The following is a 17,475-nucleotide window of genomic DNA, read 5'->3' as shown; positions in this document are numbered from 1 at the left end:
TAGAAAATGTGCCAGGCCAAATGATCAATCTGAAGGTTCAAACTATCGGATGAGTCCGGCTCGGTACGCAAAAAGAACTCCTTGGACACGATCGCGCAGGTGGAGCTTGGCCAGGAGATTCGACAGATGCGTCTTGACTGTGGCTTCGGACAACGACAACGAGGTAGCAATTTCCTGATTGTTTTTACCCTTGGCCAGTTCTCCGAGAACCTGAAGCTCGCGTTCGGTAAGCTCCCTCAACCGCCTGGATTCAGGACTTGAAGATTGTTCGGCCACGTAGGCGGCCTTGGGGGTTCGTCCTCTGATGAGCTTCAAAGTAACCTCGGGGGAGAGCAGCCCGTTGCCGGCGGCCACCTGATGCACTGCATGGATGAGCGTCTCGGGTTCACTATTTTTCAGCAGGAATCCGCTGGCTCCGGCATCCATGGCATCGAAGAGATAATCGTCGCGATTGAAAGTCGTCAGAACGATGACCTTGGTGTCGGTATGGCCGATGATCTTGGCCGTAGCCTCGATGCCGTCCATCTGCGGCATTTGAATGTCCATCAGCGCCAGTGTCGGATTCAGCGACTGGATCATTTCAACACCTGCTGCGCCATTTTCGGCAGTGCCCACCACTTCGATGCGATCGTCTGTTTCCAATATGAGTTTGAGGGACGAGACGATCAACGGCTGATCATCGCAAATCACTAGTGAAATCTTGCTCATGGCATTGTCCTTGAATCTGTTTGTGTGACAACTCGAAGCCTGGCCCTGGTGCGCCAGCCACGCGGAATACGCGGTCCGATTTCTACCAGGCCGTGGTGCAATTTCGCTCGTTCCCTGATGCCTCGCAATCCGAACCCGCTGCCAGACGACTCTGGCCGCGGGCGCCCATCGTCCGTCACTTCGACTTCAACCCACGCGCCTTCCTCATCCGATCCTGTACGCACAGACAATGTGGCCGTATGCGCCGTGGAATGCCGGCGCACGTTAGCCAGCGCCTCGCCGCTGATGCGATAGAGAGCAAGCGAGAGGCCAGCGGGCAGGTGATCAACGAAACCGGCTTCATGTTCATCGCGTGAAAGAACTACCGTCAATCCGTGAAGCTTGTTGGCAGTCACCAGTTCTTCTATACGAGCCAGGGAGGGTTCAGGGGTCCGGATTCCGCCTGCGGATTCTGCAGCGTCCTCATTTATGTCGTTTTCACGCAGCACCCCGAGCAATGAGCGGGTTTCCTGCACCGCGCTGCGCGCGGAGGCTTCGATGCCGCGCATGAGCTCCAGGGATTTTCCGGGATCCCGGTCATGTACGAGGCGCGCGGCCGAGGCCTGTACGCCCACCGAAGCGATGTGATGGGCGATGACATCGTGCAATTCGCGGGCGATGCGCAGCCGTTCCTCGTTGACTGCTCGATCAGCTAATTGCTGTGCCTGGTCTGCGATGCGCTGGGCCTGTTCCTTGACGATTTCGTTGGAGTAGGCATTGGACCAGCTGATCAAGCCGAGAAAAATTGCGCCACCGAAGTACATCAGATTCATGAGGAAGCTGTAGAGGGAATAGGCGATGTCCGCGGGTAAGAGTCCTGCAGGGTCATCGACCATCCTCATTCCGGTTGCCGCGAAGAGATCCGAGGTGAAGAGCGAAACGACAATCCACACAGCCATGGCCAAAAGCACAACGGTCATCGAGATCCATAGGGCCCGCCGGTTCTTCGCCCACGTCACTGCGGTGTAAATCCCCAAGAAGTAGGCGAGCTGGGCGCAGAGCTGCGCGCCGATAGTGTATGTCTCTGAACCGCTGCTGGCAATGAAGGCGACGGAACCGACCAGCATCATCGGAACGGGCCAGCGTCGGCGGAACATGAGGGGAAGAACCAATGCCGACAGGATGAGGAAGGCAATCGGGCGCTGAACCGCATCTTCCTTTTCGGTGAGTGACAGCACGAGCTCTTGCATCAGTAAGGCTAGAAGGAGAAATGCCAGCGCGAGAATCATGTCCCTGCGCAGGCCCTTCCCTGCCGGGGTAGGGCGTTCCCAGTCTGCTGGCGGTAACGAAGGCAGGCGCCGCTGCAATGTCTCGGGAAGTCTGCGCATCAAGTTCCTCGACGAAGTTTAGGGAGGCTGGCACTTTGACCATACCGCTTTGTCACAGTGCGGGCATGATCCGCGAGAACTACGTCAAAGGTTGAGCGGACGGAGCGCGGACTAGGCAGAAAAGTTACCGGGCGGTAATGTGATGGTATGCACATGATCTTCCGAATACTCATGGTCTTTTTGAACAGCAAAAAAGCCACCAGACTTTCCATGTTCGACACCAGCTCGGTAACGATGCGGGCCACCCTGACCGACATCGACTTCGCTGGTCATATCAACAACGGAATGTACTTCTCGATCTTCGACCTCGGCCGGTTTGATCTGATGTTCCGTTCCGGGGTCTGGGACGTCATGCGCAAGAACAAATGGACCCCGGTGGTGCAGACCGAAACCATCACCTTCCGCAAATCGGTGCGTCTGGGCACCAAGTTCACTCAAGAGACCCGACTGCTGGGACTGGATGACAAATGCATCTACTTTGAACAGCGCATAGTGGTCAACGGCGAAATCTATGCCCGCGCATATATCGCCACCCGCATGACCTCTAAGAAGGGCGCAGTATCAAACGAAGAGATCCTGGCCGCGGTGGGGCTGGACGTTCCTGAAGACCGGGTAGTTCCAGAGTGGCTTCACCAGTGGCGTGAACAAGGTGCCTTGCCAGGCTCGCGCAAGCCTGCCCCGCACAACTGGATCAGCTGAAACTAGGCGCCCTTGGCGGTGTCGACAAACTGGGCAATCAACGCAGGATCCTTGACGCCTCGTGAAGACTCCACCCCTGAGGAGACATCTGCTCCCGTCGCAGCGGAGAGCTCCAGTGCCTCCACGACATTCTGCGGGTTCAGCCCGCCAGCAACCAGCCACTGTCGCCCAGCGGCCAGATCTCGCACCGCTGCATAATCCCAGCTCTGGCCGCTGCCGGGAACCGACGCATCGATGAGCAACAAGTCTTCGCCCCAATCGGCGAAGTCTTCAGGGTTTGCATCGCGGCGCACCGCTCGGATGACTTTGAAGCCGGCATCATGAGCTAGCTTCACATCATCAGCCGTACGCTGACCGTGCAGCTGTACCCAGCCCACCTTCGCTGTCGTGGCGCGTGCGAGCACAGTCGGCAGATCCTCGGTATGGAATACCGCGACGGTGGCAACACCTTCGGGCACCAAGGCAGCGAGCTGTGCAGCCTGCTGCGGGGTTACTTCTCGGGCACTGGTTGTGAGCACAAAGCCGATAGCGTCCGCGCCATGCTGCATCGCGACCCGGACATCCTGCGCAGTGGAAAGCCCGCAGACTTTCACAAACGGCACGCGATCACTCATGAGGCGCTCGAATCTACAAGGTGCACCGGGGTGTACCCGCCAGGTGCATTCGCCCGGATGGCCACCAATTCACGGGCATGATCCCACAAGCGCTGATCCTCGGTGCTGACCGGAACCCATGGCTTCACCGGAACTGCGGTGCCGGTCTTGTCGCGGGTCACCATCACGGTCAGGCAGTAGGTGGTCAGGTTCATTTCGCGGGTTTTCGGGTCACCGGAACGCACATGGACAGCGATGTGCATGCCCTTGTTGCCGGTATAAACCAGGCGTGCTTCCACTTCTACCAGATGCCCGATGAGCAATGGACGGTAGAAGCGAATGCCGCCAGAGAAGACCGCGACCGTCTCCTGCTGGCAGTACCGCGCAGCACACAGCTCGGCGGCCTCGTCAATCCACTTCATCACCATGCCACCATGGACCTTGCCGCCCCAGTTCACATCGGTGGGCGAGGCCATGAAGCGCAGGGTCACGCGCTCAGCGGTGCCCTCATCCGTGTACTGCTGGTCCTTCATGGACGCCACGATCTGTTCACGGATATCAATGCGGGCCAACGCATTATCGCGAAGCTCGATTTCCCTAGCCGTGCCAGGGGTGAAACTCGGAACCGCGGTCGGCTTGCCCTGATCATCCACGGCCACAAAAATGACCAAGCAATTGCTGGAAGCCACGGGGCGCAACTCCCGAGGATCCTGGAAAGTCACCTCGGTTTGGATGTGCATGGAGCTGCTGCCGGTGTACACCACAGAGGCCTTGACCTCGACCAGATCACCGGAATGAATGGGATCCGCGAAATGGATATTGCCCACGTAGGCGGTCACGCAATAGTTGGACGACCAGCCCACGGCGGCCGCGTAAGCGGCCTTGTCAACCCACTCGAGAACGGTGCCTGCAGGAACGTTCCCGGTGACATCAACGTCGGTCGGGGCCGCGAGGAATCTCAGGGTGACAGAATGGGGGCGCTGTTTTAGCTCCGAAGTGCTCATGCCTTCCAGTTTCGCCTACTTCCCGCGCCACCGGCAATGTGTGACAAACACCCTGCAGGTCGAGGGCTGATCTGTCCTAGGATAGGGATGTGCGTAGGGTCTTTGGAATTTTTTCGGCAGCAACAGCAATCGTCGTGGCGCTCAGCCTGATTGCCGCGGCCGGATCCGCAGGACTCGTCGTGCTGCTGGGCCAAGGGTTTGATCGGCTGCACACCGGCGCTTCGCTCGATAGCCAGTGGTACATCGGAGTCGTTGGCGAATTACTGGCTCTGCTCGTCGCGACGTTCTTGATTCCCATCGTGATCTCCCACGACAGCCAGGCCCTGACCAGCTTCCACCGCTCCAAATTGCTCAAGCAGTACCTGTCGATCGGGCCGTTGGCCGTTCGCCGTGCGGGCGAAGGCGAGCTGGTGCACGCAGCCATGGATTCGGTGGAACGCTCGGTGAAGTACCGGTCCAGCTTCATCGGACCAGCCAGTGCCGCGGTAGCCACCCCCGTTTTGATCCTGATCTTTATTGCGCTGTTCATTGATCCGCTCAGCGCGATACTGCTGCTCATCCCCACCGCCTTCGTGCCGGTGATCGTGGTGGGCTTCCAGCGTCGGTTCGGGGGAGCGAACGGGGAATACCGCAGGGCCCAGGGCATTCTCTCGGCCACGTTCCTCGACGCGCTGCGTTCCTTGAACATGCTCAAGTTCAACGGCGGCAGCACCTGGATGGGCCAAGCCATCAACGCAGCCACCGAGCGCGTGCGCCAACAAGTGATGAAGCTGCTGGCCAGAAACCAGCTGATCCTGCTGGTCATCGATTCCAGCTTTGCTGTGCTGCTGTTGGCCATCGCCTCGCTGCTGGCCTGGTGGCGCGCCAGCAGCGGTGCCATCACCCCGGGCTCAGCCGTGGCTCTGGTCATCCTCAGCTACTTGATGCTGGCACCGGTGAACTACGCGGGCAGCTTCTTCTACATCGGCATGACAGGCAAGGCAGCCGAGAAGAAACTGGCCGAAATCGAAGAAATCCCGATGCACCCATCCATGGCCAACCCGTTGCGCGTGGACCTGGGAGCCAACGGGTTATTCATTGAGAATCTGTCTGCCAGCTATAACGGAACCGACCGGGCATTGGAGGATATCAACCTGCAGTTCCCGGCGGGATCCCGCACGGCCATCATCGGCGCCTCCGGCAGCGGCAAGAGCTCGTTGATCCGGGTGCTCCAAGGCCAGCTTGAATCCACCAGCGGGCTGATCCATGATGGCCGGCAGCCCATGGGGCCAGCCACCCTCAAAGCCAATAGCGCCGTCGTTGAACAGCACGCCACGCTCTTCGGCGTAAGCCTGCGAGAAAATCTCCAGCTGTCTGCACGGTCCGCTACCGATGAGCAATTGCGCTCGGCCATCACCCAAGTAGGGATGGACTCTTGGTTCCACGCGCAATCGCTGGGCCTGGACCAGCAACTAGGCGAAGGCGGCGCCCGGCTCTCCGGCGGCCAAGCCCAGCGGCTTTCGCTCGCGCGTGCTCTGCTGGCCAACCGGCCAATCCTCCTGCTTGATGAACCCACCAGCGCGCTGGATGTGCATAGCGAAGCGGGCATCATCCAAACCCTGCAAGACCTCGACCCATCCACCACTATCATCACTGTCACCCACCGGCTGGGATTGCTTTCCGACTATGACCGGGTGGTGGTGATGGACCACGGGCGAGTCATCCAAGCCGGGGCGCGCGAAGAACTCCTGGGCCAACCCGGCTACCTCAAAGATGCCGTAGAGAAGTTGAACCATCGCACCGCGCAGCTGCAATCCGGCGGACTGTCTTCACTCGGGGAGGGGCACGCATGAGCAGCGAAAGGAAGCACACCGTGGCGAGCGTCTTCTGGCTCATCGGAACCACCAGGGACTTGCTCGCTCCATTGGCCATGGCCAGTCTCTTCTCCTGCTTGACTCGACTGGTCTCCTTGAGCATTTTTGTCCTGGCCGGCATGGGCCTGGTGCGCGTACTGGGATTCCCGGGCATGGGCCTGCTGCAGTCAGTGGGCTGGGGTTGGCTCATCGGATTGATCTTCCTGCTCGGACTGGCCAAGGGAGTCCTGCGCTATCTGGAGCAGTATGTCGGTCACCGGGTGGCGTTCTTGTCCCTGGCGCGACTGCGCCGACGCATGTACGCGGCTTTCGAACGGCAGGCCCCCTTCACCGCGGCCACCAAGAATTCGGGAAACCTCCTTGCCCGGGCGACGAGCGACATCGATAAGGTCGAGGTGTTTTTCGCCCACACCCTGCCACCTGCCGTATCAGCGGTCGTAGTCAGCGCCGTGACCACATCGGCTGCCTGGATCCAGTTCGGCCAAGAGCCAGCACTGGTCGTGCTCGGCGCATATGTGCTGATCGGACTGGTCATTCCGGTCGTGGGCGTGCGCAGACTGCGGCACAATGCGGCGAAAACCGCAGCGGCTCGTGGCGCACAGAACCAGTTGCTGACCGAAGCCATGGCCGGCGTGGAAGTCCTGCACAACTTCCACGGAGGCAACGAGACCCTGGCGCGCCTGCGTGAGAGCACCAGCGCTGCCGGCGCCGGCGTGGTGAGCACCGGCAAGATCACCGCGGTTCGTGCCGCACTGACCCAGCTGGTGATCTGGGGCAGCCTGCTGGCGCTCTTCATTCTCTTGGGCACCCAAGGCCAGTTCGGCGCGCTGGTCGTTATGGCTTGCGCCCTGGTGCCTTCCTTTGAAGCGGTCCGCGCGGTGGACGGGTTCATTCTGGGGCTGCAAGACTCGCTGGCCAGCGCTCGCCGGCTGCACGCCACGGCTACCTTCAAACCTGCAGTTGCTGATCCCGCGCACCCGCAAGCTTTGCCCGACGCCGGAGAGCTGGTCATTGAAGATCTGTGCATCAGCTATGGACCAAACACCGTGCTGCAAGGGGTAAATCTGGCCGTGAAGCCAGGTGAAGTGGTGGCGCTGGTCGGCGCGAGCGGCTCAGGGAAATCATCGCTGGCCGCAGCCTTGGTGCGAGCTATCGAGCATACCGGCGCCATCGGCTTTGGCGGTGTCGACATCACCGAGACCAGCTTGGAAGAACTGCGCCGAAAGATCATCCTGGTCTCCCAGGACTCGGTCACCGTGCGTGGCACGATACGCGACAACCTGCTGCTTGGCCTGAAGGGGATCAGCGATGACCAGCTGGTAGCAGTGTTGGAGGAGCTGGGCCTGGGCAGCTGGCTGAGCCGGCAAAAGGCGGGCCTTGATACCCGGCTCGGGGAGCGCGGCGCCAGGATTTCCGGTGGCCAGACCCAACGCCTGGCCTTGGCCCGGGCACTGATCCGCGAGCCGGCCATCCTGGTCTTGGACGAATCTACCAGCGCCCTGGATGCACAAAGCGAACAACTGGTATTGCAGGCGATTGAACGCCGCCGCCAGGAGGCAATGGCAGTGGTGATGATCAGCCATCGCCTGGCAACGGTTGGACAGGCCACCACGATACTGGTCCTTGATGAAGGCACGGTCGCCGAACGTGGCCACAGCTCCGAGCTGCTGGCGAACACCGATTCGCTGTTCTCGCAGATGGCCATCCGCGAGGTGGATCGGATCCTCCCGGGCTAGTCGCCTGACAAGGCGGCGCTGAGCTACTAGGCTCGGCATCATGATGCGAATAGTAGTTCTCCTGTTCCTCGGCGTCCTCGCCACCGGGTTCGTCGTCACCGCGATCCTGGCCGGTACTTCTGGCGGGTGGGTCTGGTGGATCCTGGTGGCATTGACCGGACTGCTGGTACTGCTCGGGATCCGTGACCTCGTGCAGAAAAAGCATGCGATCCTGCGCAACTTCCCGATTGTCGGGCATGCCCGCTACCTCTTTGAGTTCATCCGCCCGGAAATCCAGCAGTACTTCATCGAGCGGAACACCGATGGCAAGCCCTTTGACCGGGACACCCGTTCCCTGGTGTACGCACGGGCCAAGGGCGCCGACAGCCATAAGGCCTTTGGCACCGAGCGCGATGTGAACGCCATCGGCCACGAGTACCTTTTGCAATCGGCGGCCCCGGTGGCACCGCCCACCAGCCAATTCCGGGTGAAGGTCGGTTCCAGCCAGTGCACCCAGCCCTATGAGATTTCACTGATGAATATCTCGTCCATGAGCTTCGGCGCGCTCTCGGCCAATGCCGTCTTGGCGATGAACAAGGGCGCGGAGATGGGCGAATTCGTCCACGAAACCGGTGAAGGCGGACTGACGAAATATCATCTGGAATACGGTGCGGACCTGTTCTGGGAAATCGGTTCAGGCTATTTCGGCTGCCGAACCACGGACGGCCGGTTCAACCCGGAAACCTTCGCGGCCAAGGCCAAGCACGAGAACGTCAAGGGCATCACGATCAAGCTCTCCCAGGGCGCCAAGCCCGGCCTCGGCGGCGTGCTGCCAGCGGCCAAGATCACGGCGGAAATCGCTGAAGCCCGTGAGGTGCCGATGGGGGAGGACTGCATCTCGCCGGCCAGCCATGCCGAGTTCTCCACCCCGCGCGAGCTGATGCACTTTGTCGCGCGCCTTCGCGAGCTCAGTGGCGGCAAGCCCGTGGGCATCAAATTCTGTGTTGGTTCGCGTACCGATGTCATGGCCATCTGCAAGGGCATGCTGGAGACCGGTATTGTTGTGGACTTCATTACCGTAGATGGTGCAGAAGGCGGCACCGGTGCGGCACCGCTGGAGTACGAGGACCATGTGGGTGCCCCGCTGACCGAAGGGCTGATGCTGGTGCACAATACCCTGGTCGGCGCCGGGCTGCGCGATGAAATTCGATTGGCCGCGGCAGGCAAGATCGCCAGCGGCTCGGACATCATCAAGCGGCTGATCCAAGGCGCGGACTTCACCTTCTCGGCCCGCTCCATGATGATGGCTACCGGGTGCATCCAGGCGCAGCAGTGCCATACCAACCATTGCCCTGTAGGGGTGGCTACCCAGAACAAGCGCCTCATGCGGGCCCTGAACGTGCAGGACAAGGGACACCGCGTCTACAATTACCACCGGCTGACGGTCACCGAATCCGCCCAGATCATGGCTTCCATGGGCCTGACCAGTCCGAACCAGCTCACTACGCGCATGCTCCGCCGACGGGTGAATCTGCAGTCCACCCGGTCCTATGCTTCGCTGTTCCACTGGCTGCGTCCCGGTGAATTATTGGATGATGCCCCAGGGTCATGGAAAGAGGACTGGGACGAAGCCGATGCGGACCACTTCGGCGAGCATGCACCGTTGCACTTTGCAGAACCACTGGGCGTCGGCATTGAGCCAGCCAGGGTGCGCGAGCCGCAGGATGCAATCAGCGCACCGCGCATAGAACCAAGGGAATCGGCCAAGGTCCGTCCGGTGCATTCAGATGTCACCCGGCCCGAAGGCAGGCCAGGGGCCGATAACTAGAGCTGGGACCCTTCGGCCAGGGATCGCAATTCGTACTGGTCCACCTCGCTCATTAGTGCTGGCGACCACTGCGGGTTGCGGTCTTTGTCGATCACCTGGGCGCGAATGCCTTCGGCAAGATCCGGCTGGTGCATCAGGTAGCCTGCCATGCGCAGTTCCCGGTCCAGGGCCGAACGCAGGTCTTGGTCGGAGCGTGCCTCGCGCACCGTGTAGAACGCGGAGCTGACACTGGATGGCGAGTTGGCCAACAGCGTTGCGGCGGACTGCCGGGCTGCGGGGTGCACCATCTGCTCGAGGCGTTCGAGGACCTGGGCAGGGGTATCGGCGCTGAAGGCATGATCCACCCATCCCTGGCTCAGCTCCAGGGCATAGGATTCCTGTGCGCCATGCAGCACTTCGATGGCAGAGATGATTTCACTGGCGGATAATCCCACGAATTCATCGAGCTCGTCGAGGATGCTTTGTGCGAAAGAATCTGTGACCACCACATCCGCAAATCCGAGATAGACCGCGTCAGCTCCCTTGAACGAGGAGGCGCTCATGGCGAAGTATTCGCCGAAATGCCCCGGAGCGTTGGCCAGCAGGTGGCTTCCGCCGACATCGGGGGTGTAGCCGATCTTGGCTTCTGGCATGCCCATGGTGGCGCTTTGGGTTACCAGGCGCACCGGCGCGTGGGATGCCAGTCCCACCCCGCCGCCCATGGTGATGCCGTGGGCCAAGCTGATTAATGGCTTGGGATAGGTGGAGATCAGGTAGTCCAGATCGAATTCCAGCGACAGGAGATCGAGGAACTCCTGGTGCTTTCCGGTAGTGACGGCGCGATGGAAATCAGCGATGTCCCCGCCAGCGCAGAAGGCCCGCTCGCCTCGGCCGGTCAGCAGCACCAGCGAAATCGAGGAATCCCCGGCCCAGGAGCTGAGCACGCGGGTCAGTTCCGTGAGCATCCCCAAGGTCAGCGCGTTGAGCTTCGCCGGCCGGTCCAGCTCAATGTGGCCGATGGGGCCATGGACTCGGGAAACGATATTTGTTGCCGGATCGGCGGGCGCGCTTGAGCGTTCCACGGATGGCTCCTCAATAATGTTTAGGCACCGTCGGTGCCCGACGGAAATGATTCGGGTCTACTGGGCCAGGATCTGGGCCAGCCGGTCGAGCACCAGGGCGACCTTAGGCTTCTTCGAGTTCTCTGGCTTCAACGCAAAGATGGAACGTGCCAGGCGGATTTCCGGGGCATCGATAATGCGCAGGCCTTCGGGTGCATTGGCCATGGCCAGATCAGGGACCAGGGCGGCGCCCAGCCCGGAGGAGACCAAGCTCAGCGAGGCGTTGAAGTCGTCGCAGTAGGCCGCCACTTGCGGGTGGATGTTGTACGAGGAGAACAGCCTGGAAATCAGCGTTGCATCCGAGGTTCCGGGGTGGTGGAAGATCCATGGCCACTCGGCCAGCTGGTCCACGGTGAGCTGGGAGTCGTCGGCAATCGGCCACGAAGCGGGGATCACCACACGGAATTGGTCATCGCCCAGCCAAGTGCGTTCCAATGAGGCTGGCCACGACAGTCCGCCGGGTCCTACCTGGAAGATCAGTGCCAGATCAAGGTCTCCACCGGTGCCGAGACCGGCGACGGTCTGCTGGGGTTCACCGATCCATAACCTGAGGTTGATCCCCAAGGATGCCCAATCCGGGGCTTTGAGGATTTGCGGCAAGGCGTAGGTTGCCAGCGAGGGGAAAATGCCCAGCTTGATTTCTTCGAGGTCTGTGGCGTCGGTGGAGATGGTGGCGACGTCAGCCATGAGCGCGTCGAGGTCGGTGAGCACGCGCTTGGCGTGGCGCACCATGCGCAGGGCTCCCGGTGTGGGGGTGATCGAGCGGGCGCCGCGGACAAAGAGCGTGGTCCCTGTGCTTCGTTCCAGTGCTGTCATCTGCTGGGATACAGCACTGGCCGTGTAGCCGAGGCGGGTAGCGGCCGTGGCAAAGGAGCGATGCGCCACTACTTCGAGCAGAGTGCGCAGATGAACTGGATTAATCACTTCTAAAGTCTATGGCCTTTAGCCCAAGTTTTGCTTAGCCGGGAGGCTAGTCTTCATCATCGGGGTCGTACAGGTCTTCGTCCTCGTCTTCTGAATCATCGCCGCGGAATTCATTATCGAGGTCGTCTTCGGTTTCCAGATCGTCATCATAGAGATACTGGCGCTTGGCTAGCGGGTCCTTGTTGCGCATGGTCTCGGGCATGTCGCTGGAGCCTTCGTACGCTTGGGAGTCGCGGCCATCATCTGGCTCATAAATGTCGTTGCCGAATTCCGGAGCGAACTCTGTCGGTTCAAAATCTCTGCTCATGACGTACTCCTTCGCTGATACGAGGGATCCGCCGTCGAAGTCGGGGGATTCTCCTCGTGACTTCTCGTAGCACCAGCGTAGGACCGTAAAACTCTAAACGAAAGTCTTGTTTTATTGGGCAGGAAGTGAATGGCTTATTGATGATCATGCTCGGAATAGTGCTCCAACAATGGAGAGGCACGGTAGGCCAAATGCGTGTGCAACGCGAAGGTCGTTTCCGAACGAGTGACTCCCTTGATGCGCAAGATCTGGCGCAGCGCGGACTGCAACTGGTGGGTGTCGGTGGCAATCAGCCGGACCCAGACATCTCCGCGTCCGGAGGTTTCATGGATTTCCAGGACGTTGGGGATCTGCCGCAGCGCGGTGATCACGGTATCTAGGTCCCGGTGATTGACTTCCAAGGTGACAAAGGCAAGCACGTCATAGCCCAGCTTGCCGAGGTCGATATCGCGGCCGCCATCACGCAGGATCTCCGAACGCTGCAGCCGGCGCAACCGGGACTGCGCCGTGTTGCGGGCAATGCCGACTTCATCAGCCAATTCAGAGATCTGGATGCGCGGATCCTTGATGAGGGCGAGCAGTACTTTGAGGTCTACGTCGTCTAATCGCACTATATGCTCACTCCTGGTGCTCTCGAAGGCCAGTATTTTGACCAAACTGCTCAAATCCTAACAAGAAATCACACGGCTTGCTTTGGGAGGAGGGATATTAGTGGAAGAACGATCTGTTGCAGTAGACAAACTCAAGCAGAACGCTCAAATCACCGGTGGGGCAGCGAGTGGCCCCACCGGTAAAAAACTTCTCAGGACGATCCTGGACGCCAAGGCCTCACCTACTTTGAAACCGGGAGTGAACGTGTCTGTCATCAGTGAACTGCGCATGCAGCCCATGCAGCATCGCGCCCTCTCCTGGAATCCGGGATTGACCACACGACTGGTTATCACCGTAGCGGTAAGCTTCCTGCTATTGGTCGGCGCCAACCTCGCCACCCCGCTGTACTCGGCCTTGCAAGCAGAACTGCACCTGGGCGCGATGGGAACGACCATCGCCTTCGCCAGCTACGTGTGCTCGCTGATGTTCTTCTTGTGCACCGTGGGCCACTGGTCCGATCACATCGGACGCCGAGCCGCGCTCGTGATCGCGGTGCTGGTCTCCTTGGCCGGCACCTTCGTCTTCGGCTCGGCCTCCAATCTCATTGAGTTGTGCCTGGGCCGTGGACTCCAGGGAACCGGTGTGGCACTGGCAACCGGTGCCAGCGCAGCGGCCCTGCGCGAGCTGCTGCCTTCCAAGCCAGAGTGGGCCTCTAGATTCACGCTCCTTGCTTCCTCCGGCGGCGTGGCTTTCGGCCCGGTCTTGGGCGGCTTGCTGGCCAACCTGCCAGGCGGACGCAGCACTGTCTTCATGCTGCAAGCCGTGCTGCTGGTTTTGGTGATGGTTCCGCTGACCACCCTCCAGGCCCGGCCGGCGATCGCCATCGCAGAACGCGGCCAGCGCGGCAAGGCCCTGGCCCCGCGACGCTTGGGTATTCCCAGTACTGCACGCTCGCAGTTCTGGCTTGCTGCCTTGGTGGGTTTCTTGAGCTTCTCAATCTTCGGGTTTGTGCTCTCCCTTGCCCCCGGATACCTTGCCCAGGCCTTCGACCTGGATGCCCCGTGGGTCATCGGACTGATTGCCGGCCTGCCGCTGGGAATCTCCGCGCTTTCGCAGGTGGTGGTGCGTGGCGGCGCGAAGCTCTTGCCGGTAGGGCTGGGTCTGATGGCCATTTCCACCGTGCTCTTGGCGGTAGCCGCCGAACAGAAGCTGCTGGTTCTGGCTTTGCTGGCCATGGTGCTTCTTGGCCTGGGCCAGGGGATGAGCTTCCGGACCGCTTTCGCCACTGCAGTGGACGCCGTCAGCGACCGCCAGCACGCACAAACCGTATCCACCATCTATCTGGTGACCTACCTGGGCAGCGCGGTTCCCGTGATCGCCTTGGGCTGGGCGGTTGGAGTCTTCGGCCAAGAGATCAGCATCCTGGTTTTCGCCATCTGCTGCTCGGTTTTGGCTGCCGTCCTCGGATTGTGGGCTGTCATGTCCCAGCGAACCAAGAACTAGCCTTAATGCAGTTGATCCCGGCACCATGTGCCGGGATCAACTGCATTATGGACTTTACTTGGCTGCTGCCAGTGCGCTGGCTTCAGCGGTGATCTTGACCGAAGCGAGTCGATCCTGCTCTTCGGTCGGGTAGTGGATGGTGATCAGTTCATCCGCCTGGGCTGCCGTGGCGAAGTGCCGAAGGTAATCAGCCACCTGCTCTCCAGTGCCTACGGCGGTGTAGCGCATCATGTCCAGGATCTGCTCCGCCTGTGGAGTATCCATGAGCATATCGACTTCCGCTTCAGTGAATTCCTTCTTGGCGTTGCGGCCGAGGAAGCTGGCCACGCGATGGCGCTTGGCCACGTTGAGAACCTCGTGGGCCTTCTCGGCGGTTTCCGCTGCGGCGACACCCACACCGGCAATCACATACGGCTCGGAGAGCTGGTCCGATGGGGTGAACTCGTCGCGGTAGACGCGAATCGCTTCATGCAGCGCGGCAGGTGCGAAGTGCGAAGCGAAGGAATAAGGCAGGCCGAACTGGGCTGCGAGCTTAGCGCCGAAGAGCGAGGATCCCAGAATGTACAGCGGAACGTTGGTTCCGGCACCCGGGGTAGCCTGGACCGTGGGCACGCGGGATTCGCCAGCCAGGTAGGCTTGCAATTCCAGCACGTCGTGCGGGAAGGAGTCAGCGGCCGAAGGCTCACGGCGCAAAGCGCGCAACGTGGTCATGTCGGTGCCCGGCGCGCGGCCCAAGCCAAGGTCAATGCGATCACCGTAGATGGAGGCCAGGGTGCCGAACTGCTCGGCGATCACCAGCGGGGAGTGATTTGGGAGCATGACGCCACCGGAGCCCAGTCGGATGGTTTCCGTGTGGTGAGCTACGTGGCTGATGACCAGCGAGGTGGCGCTGGAGGCGATGGTCGGCATGTTATGGTGCTCGGCGTACCAGACACGCTCGTAGCCATGGCGCTCAGCAGTTTGGGCCAAACGGACGGAGGACTTGAATGAGTCGGAGATTGTCTGCCCGGGAGCGACCGGGGCAAGATCCAGAATAGAAAGCTTCACGTTTAATGTAACCAGCGTGTGCAACGAAGTATTCCGGACGTGACCCCCTGAAAGCAAAAAGATGGTCACCCGCGGTGCGGATGACCATCTTTTGAAAAGTCAGGCGTTAGCCAAAGACCTTCTTTAGAGAGCGCGGATGTCTGCAGCCTGCAGACCCTTTGGACCCTCTACAACTTCAAACTCAACCTTCTGGCCTTCGTCCAGGGTGCGGAAGCCCTGGGTCTGGATGGCGGTGAAGTGAGCGAAGACATCTGGATCTCCGCTGTCTGGAGCGATGAAGCCGAAGCCCTTTTCAGCGTTGAACCACTTTACGATTCCGGTTGCCATATTACTTTTTGGTCCTTTCAGACGTTTCTCGCCGATGGTGTTAGCGAGCTTGGTTGTAATCTACGCAATTGCTGGCATCCATGGCGGATGACAATCCTTGCGAAGCAGCCAAGTCATTCACTTCACGTCTAGAAGGGGCTCGCGTCAACCGAGGTGGTTCGACATTCACAAACTTCTAACGGGTACTTCGCGAATTACTTTGGAACTACAGTGCCTAGCCTACGTGTTTGCCGTCAACAATTGAATAACTTTGACTCAATTAATCAAAAATTTGGGTAAGTGCTTTGCGTAGTTCACCGAATTGCCGGTTTGATGACGCGAAATACGAGAACTGCGGCCACCAATGACAAGGCGGCGGCGATACTCGAAGTAAGCAGTACGCCATGATCGAAGGCTTGCGCGGCCGACTCGATGAGTGCCTGGGCATCACTGCCGCCCAGAGAAGAAGCCACCTGATGCGCTCCGCCCAGGGTTTCGCCAGCCAGCTCGGCCTGTGCCTGGCTCAACGAACCAGGCACCAGCAGCCGCGCGGAGTATACGGAGTTCAAGATGGTGCCCAGCACGGCAACACCCAGAACCGAACCGATCTCGTAGGCCGTTTCCGAGATGGCCGAAGCGGCACCAGCCTTCGAGGCGGGAACGGCTGCCAGCGTCATGTCATTGGACAAGGTCTCGGTCATGCCGATCCCGGTGCCCAATACTGCGAAGGCCACCATGAGCATAACTGCGTTCGAACCTTCGCCCGCCACCATGACCAGGGTGTAGGCGATGGCGGAGAAGATCAGTCCCACGGCCATGATGTTCGGTGATCCGAAGCGGCGCGAGAGCCCTACCGCGATCAATCCGAAAAGCATGGTGAGCACCAAGCCCGGCGTCATCCATAGCCCCGCTTCAATCGGGCTCAGCCCGGCGATCAGCTGCAGGTGCTGGGAGACGAAATAGATGAAGCCGACCAGCGAGAACACGCCGATCAGGTTCACCATCAGTGCGCCGGAGAATGCTGCGTTCTTGAACAGGCGCACATCAAGCATCGGGGTTCCCTGCTTCAGCTGGCGCTGGACGAAGGCGACACCGCTGATCCCGGCCACCGCCACGGAACCGAGAACGACAAACCACGGTGCGGTAGCGAAGGTCTTGATAGCATAGGTGAAAGGCAAGAGGGTGAGAATGATCAGCACGATGGACAGCGGATCAACACGCCCCGGATCCGGGTCCTTGGATTCGGGAACCAGGATCAGCCCGCCGATGAGCAGTGGCAGGAGCATCGGCACGGCCATCAAGAAGACCGAGCCCCACCAGAAATGCTCCAGCAGCAGTCCGCCGACAATCGGGCCGAGGACCGCACCGCCGGAGAAGGCTGCCGCCCAGACGGCGATGGCGGTGCGGCGTTCGGTGGCGTCGGGGAAGATGGTGCGGATCAGCGACAGGGTTGCCGGCATCAGCATGGCGCCGAAAATGCCCAGCAGGGCACGTGCTGCCACCAGCTGGTTGGCGTCGGTGGCGAAAGCGGCGACCGCTGAGACGAGGGCGAATCCCGTGGCGCCGATCAACAGCAGGCGGCGTCGCCCGATGCGGTCGCCGAAGGATCCCATGGGGACCAGCAGGCCCGCGAGAACGAGCGGGTAGATGTCGATGATCCACAGCAGCTGGTTGCCGCTGGGGGAGAGCGCGGAGGTAATTGCGGGCACTGCGAAGGACAAGACGGTATTGTCTACGGAGATCAGCAGGACCGGGAAGATGAGAACAGCTAACGCCGCCCAACGGCGCGGCTTGCTGAGAACCGTGGCGCGTTCGGAGATGTTTGAGCTCATGACTTTCACCCTTGGGGTTTCGTAATTGGACGGTGGTGATGACCACCTCCGTTAACTGTACCGTCTGGACGGTACAGTTACAATTGACGATAAGGTTA

16 protein-coding genes are annotated in these 17,475 nt (G+C 60.4%); 5 read left to right on the top strand and 11 right to left on the bottom strand.

Annotation, left to right across the window (positions count from 1 at the left end; all coding sequences use genetic code 11):
- Positions 1 to 42: 42 nt before the first annotated feature.
- Together OF385_RS12845 and OF385_RS12840 are read right to left on the bottom strand one after the other, a co-directional pair.
- The gene (locus OF385_RS12845) at positions 43 to 708 is read right to left on the bottom strand and encodes a response regulator (RefSeq protein ID WP_264275705.1); all 666 of its coding nucleotides are present in this window, start codon (positions 706 to 708) and stop codon (positions 43 to 45) included.
- A complete protein-coding gene (locus tag OF385_RS12840; RefSeq protein WP_264275704.1) occupies positions 705 to 1,925 on the bottom strand; it encodes a histidine kinase in 1,221 nt (406 codons plus the stop codon). The genes OF385_RS12845 and OF385_RS12840 overlap by 4 nt, the downstream gene beginning before the upstream one ends.
- A gap of 297 nt (positions 1,926 to 2,222) precedes the next feature.
- Here OF385_RS12840 and OF385_RS12835 point away from each other — a divergent pair, with 297 nt between their 5' ends.
- Entirely contained in the window at positions 2,223 to 2,774 is a 552-nt protein-coding gene (locus tag OF385_RS12835) for an acyl-CoA thioesterase (protein WP_264275703.1), read from the top strand.
- 2 nt (positions 2,775 to 2,776) lie between these two features.
- Here OF385_RS12835 and OF385_RS12830 read toward each other — a convergent pair whose 3' ends face one another.
- Complete coding sequence (locus OF385_RS12830) at positions 2,777 to 3,388, bottom strand: phosphoribosylanthranilate isomerase (protein ID WP_264275702.1); 612 nt, start codon at positions 3,386 to 3,388, stop codon at positions 2,777 to 2,779.
- Entirely contained in the window at positions 3,385 to 4,371 is a 987-nt protein-coding gene (locus tag OF385_RS12825; RefSeq protein WP_264275701.1) for an acyl-CoA thioesterase, read from the bottom strand. Before OF385_RS12825 ends, OF385_RS12830 begins: the two co-directional genes overlap by 4 nt.
- Before the next feature lie 89 nt (positions 4,372 to 4,460).
- Here OF385_RS12825 and OF385_RS12820 point away from each other — a divergent pair, with 89 nt between their 5' ends.
- The 3 genes from OF385_RS12820 to OF385_RS12810 are packed head-to-tail and all read left to right on the top strand — an operon-like array spanning position 4,461 to position 9,767.
- Positions 4,461 to 6,203: an ABC transporter ATP-binding protein/permease gene (locus OF385_RS12820; RefSeq protein ID WP_264275700.1), complete on the top strand. Its 1,743-nt coding sequence runs from the start codon at positions 4,461 to 4,463 to the stop codon at positions 6,201 to 6,203.
- On the top strand, positions 6,200 to 7,960 hold the full coding sequence (locus tag OF385_RS12815) for an amino acid ABC transporter ATP-binding/permease protein (RefSeq protein ID WP_264275699.1): 1,761 nt from the start codon (positions 6,200 to 6,202) through the stop codon (positions 7,958 to 7,960). Before OF385_RS12820 ends, OF385_RS12815 begins: the two co-directional genes overlap by 4 nt.
- A 40-nt stretch (positions 7,961 to 8,000) precedes the next feature.
- Complete coding sequence (locus tag OF385_RS12810) at positions 8,001 to 9,767, top strand: FMN-binding glutamate synthase family protein (protein ID WP_264275698.1); 1,767 nt, start codon at positions 8,001 to 8,003, stop codon at positions 9,765 to 9,767.
- Here the strand turns inward: OF385_RS12810 and OF385_RS12805 are convergent.
- The 4 genes from OF385_RS12805 to OF385_RS12790 form a co-directional block, all read right to left on the bottom strand.
- Entirely contained in the window at positions 9,764 to 10,828 is a 1,065-nt protein-coding gene (locus tag OF385_RS12805) for an enoyl-CoA hydratase/isomerase family protein (RefSeq protein ID WP_264275697.1), read from the bottom strand. The genes OF385_RS12810 and OF385_RS12805 overlap by 4 nt on opposite strands.
- 57 nt (positions 10,829 to 10,885) lie before the next feature.
- Positions 10,886 to 11,791: a LysR family transcriptional regulator gene (locus OF385_RS12800; protein ID WP_264275696.1), complete on the bottom strand. Its 906-nt coding sequence runs from the start codon at positions 11,789 to 11,791 to the stop codon at positions 10,886 to 10,888.
- Positions 11,792 to 11,837: 46 nt separating this feature from the next.
- Positions 11,838 to 12,098: a hypothetical protein gene (locus OF385_RS12795; protein WP_264275695.1), complete on the bottom strand. Its 261-nt coding sequence runs from the start codon at positions 12,096 to 12,098 to the stop codon at positions 11,838 to 11,840.
- A gap of 134 nt (positions 12,099 to 12,232) precedes the next feature.
- Positions 12,233 to 12,709 carry an Lrp/AsnC family transcriptional regulator gene (locus OF385_RS12790; protein ID WP_413468000.1) on the bottom strand — a complete coding sequence of 159 codons (477 nt, stop codon included), beginning with the start codon at positions 12,707 to 12,709 and terminating at the stop codon, positions 12,233 to 12,235.
- Positions 12,710 to 12,953: 244 nt separating this feature from the next.
- Here OF385_RS12790 and OF385_RS12785 point away from each other — a divergent pair, with 244 nt between their 5' ends.
- Entirely contained in the window at positions 12,954 to 14,192 is a 1,239-nt protein-coding gene (locus tag OF385_RS12785; RefSeq protein WP_264275694.1) for an MFS transporter, read from the top strand.
- 54 nt (positions 14,193 to 14,246) lie between these two features.
- Here the strand turns inward: OF385_RS12785 and OF385_RS12780 are convergent, their stop codons facing one another.
- The 3 genes from OF385_RS12780 to OF385_RS12770 all read right to left on the bottom strand — a co-directional run bounded on the left by OF385_RS12780 (position 14,247) and on the right by OF385_RS12770 (position 17,377).
- The gene (locus tag OF385_RS12780) at positions 14,247 to 15,239 is read right to left on the bottom strand and encodes an LLM class flavin-dependent oxidoreductase (RefSeq protein ID WP_264275693.1); all 993 of its coding nucleotides are present in this window, start codon (positions 15,237 to 15,239) and stop codon (positions 14,247 to 14,249) included.
- A 123-nt stretch (positions 15,240 to 15,362) separates the two neighbouring features.
- The gene (locus OF385_RS12775) at positions 15,363 to 15,566 is read right to left on the bottom strand and encodes a cold-shock protein (RefSeq protein WP_028268826.1); all 204 of its coding nucleotides are present in this window, start codon (positions 15,564 to 15,566) and stop codon (positions 15,363 to 15,365) included.
- 293 nt (positions 15,567 to 15,859) lie between these two features.
- Positions 15,860 to 17,377 (bottom strand): MFS transporter, encoded by a 1,518-nt coding sequence (locus OF385_RS12770; protein WP_264275692.1) that lies wholly within the window; start codon positions 17,375 to 17,377, stop codon positions 15,860 to 15,862.
- Positions 17,378 to 17,475 lie beyond the last annotated feature (98 nt).

Origin of the sequence: Glutamicibacter sp. JL.03c (assembly GCF_025854375.1) — a bacterium.
GTDB lineage: Bacteria > Actinomycetota > Actinomycetes > Actinomycetales > Micrococcaceae > Glutamicibacter.
The sequence above is the reverse complement of the archived record's forward strand: the minus strand, read 5'-3'. Positions and strand labels throughout refer to the sequence as shown.